Source organism: Bacteroidota bacterium (assembly GCA_034723125.1).
Taxonomy (GTDB): Bacteria; Bacteroidota; Bacteroidia; order CAILMK01; family JAAYUY01; genus JAYEOP01.
In genome coordinates this window covers 1-3,882 of record JAYEOP010000159.1, presented here as the reverse complement: position 1 = coordinate 3,882, position 3,882 = coordinate 1, and the positions used below count along the sequence as shown (strand labels likewise).

Sequence of the window (3,882 nt, the reverse complement as noted above, 5' to 3'; positions counted from 1 at the left end):
CGTCTTTGCGAGAAAATATAAACAAATCAACAAGTCAACATTCTTCGGCTTGGTTTTAGCCTTTTAAACTATTGTAATTCCCTTCTCAAGATACACATCCTGAATTGCATTCAACAATCCAACACCTTCGTTCATTGGTCTTTGGAAAGCTTTTCTTCCTGAAATCAGTCCTGTTCCACCAGCTCTTTTGTTAATAATTGCAGTCATTACTGCTTCTTCAAGGTCGGAATCTCCACCTGAGGCACCACCAGAATTAATTAAGCCAATTCGCCCCATGTAGGAGTTTGCAAGTTGATATCTTGTAAGGTCAATTGGATGGTCTGAGCAAAGTTCACTGTACATTTTCGGATGTGTTTTAGCAAAGCCAATTTTTGTAAATCCTCCGTTTACAGTAGGTAATTTTTGCTTAACAATATCTGCTTGTATGGTTGAGCCAAGATGATTTGCTTGACCTGTAATATCCGCTGAAGTGTGATAATCAACCCCATCTTTTTTGAAGTCATTATTTCGTGCATAGCACCATAAAATTGTTGCCATACCAAGTTCATGAGCAATTTCAAAAGCTCTTGCAACCTCTTCAATTTGTCGGGATGATTCTTCGGAACCAAAATAAATTGTTGCACCTACTGCGGCAGCACCCATATTCCAGGCATCTTCAACAGAACCGTAATTAATTTGGTCAAATTTATTGGGATATGTAAGAAGCTCGTTATGATTAAATTTTATAATAAATGGAATTTTATGAGCATATTTTCTGGCAATTGAAGCAAACACACCCATAGTTGAAGCAACAGCGTTACAGCCACCTTCCATTGCAAGTTCAATGATTTTTTCGGGATCAAAATAATCAGGATTAGGAGCAAATGATGCACCTGCTGTATGTTCTATTCCTTGGTCAACAGGCAATACAGACATATAACCTGTATTTGCTAATCGTCCGTGTCCGTATATAGATTGTAAATTTCTTAATACTTTAATGTTTCTGTTTGTTCCCATCCATACATCATCAACAAATGTTGGTGAAGGAAGATATAAACGTTCTTTGGAAATTTTAGGTGAATCAAATCCTAAAAGACTATCAGCATTTTTACCAATGAGTTTTTCTATATCATTTATGTTCATAACTACTTATTTTAAAGAGATTAATATTGATTACGAAATTATAAAACTTTTATTAAAAAATCGAATATTTTAATTTAATAAAAAAAAATCTTTGAGCAAAATATTATCTGAAAATTATATTTATATTCGTTCTAATTCAACTGTAAAATGCCTCATAATAGGGGCTTCATATTTTATTTTAAAGCCATTTTTATATTCATTTCTTCTTTCATAAATATTTGACAAACAAGCCACTACATAATCTATATGCTTGTAAGTATAAACTCTGCGTGGAATTGCTAATCTCAAAAATTCAAGCTCAGGAAATCTATCTTTTCTTGTAACAGGGTCTCTATCAGCGAGCAATGTTCCTATTTCAACAGCTCTTACTCCACCTTCAATGTATAATTCAACTCCTAGTAATTGTGCAGGATATTGACTTTGAGGAATATGAGGTAAAAACTTTTTAACATCCACAAAAACAGCATGACCTCCAAAAGGTTCTTGGCTTATCACTCCTCGTTCTTTAAGTTTTTCACCAAGATACGCAATTTGATTAATACGTGATTCCAGATATTCAAATTCAATTCCTTCTCTTAATCCTTGTGCCAAAGCATTCATATCTCTACCCGACATTCCACCGTAAGTGATGTAGCCCTCAAACATAATATTAAAAACAGTTGCTTCTTTAAATAATTTCTCGCTATTAAGTCCGATAAAACCACCCATATTTACAATAGCATCTTTCTTACTACTCATAGTCATTCCATCGGCATAAGAAAACATTTCTTTTACAATTTCCTTAATAGTTTTATCCTGATATCCTTTTTCTCTAATTTTTATAAAATATGCATTTTCAGCAAAACGTGCAGAATCAAAAATCACTAATGATCCATATTTTTTTGCCATTGTATATACATCCTTAAGGTTTTGCATAGACACAGGCTGACCACCGGGAGTATTGCAAGTAACAGTAACAACAATAAAAGGAATTTTTTTTATTGGATTATTCTTAAAAACATCCTCCAGCTTGTTCAAATCTAAATTCCCTTTGAACGGATGCTGATTTTTAGTATCGGATGCTTCGTCAATAATGCAATCAACAGCTGTGGCTTTCCTAAATTCTATATGCCCTTTTGTTGTATCAAAATGAGAGTTGCCAGGGATAAAATCTCCTTCCTTTATTAAAACAGAAAACAAAACATTTTCGGCAGCCCTTCCTTGATGTGTAGGTAAAAAATATTCAAAGCCTGTAATATCTTTTATTGTTTCTTTTAAGTTAAAATAGGATTTTGCTCCTGCATAACTTTCATCCCCTTTCATTATTTCCGACCACTGAAGATCGCTCATTGCACCTGTTCCCGAATCGGTTAACAAATCAATATAAACGTGTTCACTACTAAGTTTAAATAAATTATAATCGGCTTCTTTTATCCACTTTTCTCTTTGTTCTCTTGTACTTCTTTTTACAGTCTCTACTACTTTTATTTTGTAAGGTTCAGCAAATGGTAAATTCATGTTTAAAATTTAAAATGTTTTTCAAAAAATTGTAAATTTAAAAAAATAATTTCAATTTATGAAAAACCATCTCTGTCTTTTATGTTGCGGTAATCTTCAAAAATATTTATTATCATAGCGTCTGATAAATATTAATAATTTTTTTATAACGTCAAAAATACAATATTTTAAAAGAATAAAACAAATTCAATTATCTTTTTATGAAAATCCATTCCATATTTTAGAATTATTTTCCCAAAATTACGATAATAAATCTACTAAAATAAGTTAAAACAGTTCTTATAATTTCTATATCTGTTATTTAGCAAATACTTTTTTGAGTGGTATAAACTTTGAGCAACAAAAGTAATATCTTTACATACAACTAATATATAAATATAAATATATATGGATTTAATAAAAGCTACAGATTTTGTTGTTAACAAACTCAAAAATAATCTTGACTCCAGATTATATTATCATAATGTAAATCATACACTTGATGTTGTTAGTTCTGCAAAAAAAATTGCCAAAACAGAAAATATAAACGATTACGAAACCTCAATTTTATTAGTAGCTGCACTTTTTCACGATACGGGTTTTATGTTTGCCTATAAAGGGCACGAAAAAGAATCAGTAAAATTTGCTGAGGACAATCTGCCAAAATTCGGGTATTCAGAAAAGGATATTTCTAAAATTTCCAAATTAATTCTTGCAACTGAAATTACCACTCAGCCAACAACTAAATTAGAAAAAATTATATGTGATGCTGACCTATACTATCTTGGCAGAAGTGATTTTTCTGAAATTAGCAATAATCTTTTTAAAGAATGGAAAGCATATAACTTTGTTGATACTCAAAAGGAATGGTACAAATTACAAATTGTTTTTTTCAATAATCACTTCTATCATATTCCTTCTGTTAACAAACTGCATGAAATTCAAAAACAGGCAAACTTTTTAAAAATAGAAAATTATTATAATACGATTAAGTAGGCAGTACGCAGTCGGCAGTCTTCAGTAAGCAGTCTTCAGTCGGCAGTAAGCAGTCGGCAGTAAGCAGTCGGCAGTAAGCAGTCGGCAGTCGGCAGTCCCTCAATCGCGATGCGATATAACCAATTATCTAACTGGATAGATCTTCACGACAAACAGAAGGCGTGTAGTCAAAAACAGTCCTCAATCTCCAGTAGGTAGCCAAATTACCAATCCTGAAATTTCCAATATAATAATTTGAGTTTTTACCTTATAATTTCTCCTCAAGGAGAAAACACAAAAGAGGTAAAA

General features: G+C 31.8%; 3 protein-coding genes. 1 reads left to right on the top strand and 2 read right to left on the bottom strand.

What is annotated here, in order from left to right; genetic code table 11:
• Window positions 1-63 precede the first annotated feature (63 nt).
• On the bottom strand, window positions 64-1,122 hold the full coding sequence (locus tag U9R42_04760) for a class I fructose-bisphosphate aldolase (protein MEA3495327.1): 1,059 nt from the start codon (window positions 1,120-1,122) through the stop codon (window positions 64-66).
• Between the two features lie 120 nt (window positions 1,123-1,242).
• Window positions 1,243-2,619, bottom strand: a complete 1,377-nt coding sequence (locus U9R42_04755; protein MEA3495326.1) for a tryptophanase — start codon at window positions 2,617-2,619, stop codon at window positions 1,243-1,245.
• A gap of 387 nt (window positions 2,620-3,006) precedes the next feature.
• On the opposite strand from U9R42_04755, the gene U9R42_04750 reads away from it, so the two are divergent.
• Window positions 3,007-3,594, top strand: coding sequence for an HD domain-containing protein (locus U9R42_04750; GenBank protein MEA3495325.1), 588 nt, complete (start codon window positions 3,007-3,009; stop codon window positions 3,592-3,594).
• Window positions 3,595-3,882: the final 288 nt, after the last annotated feature.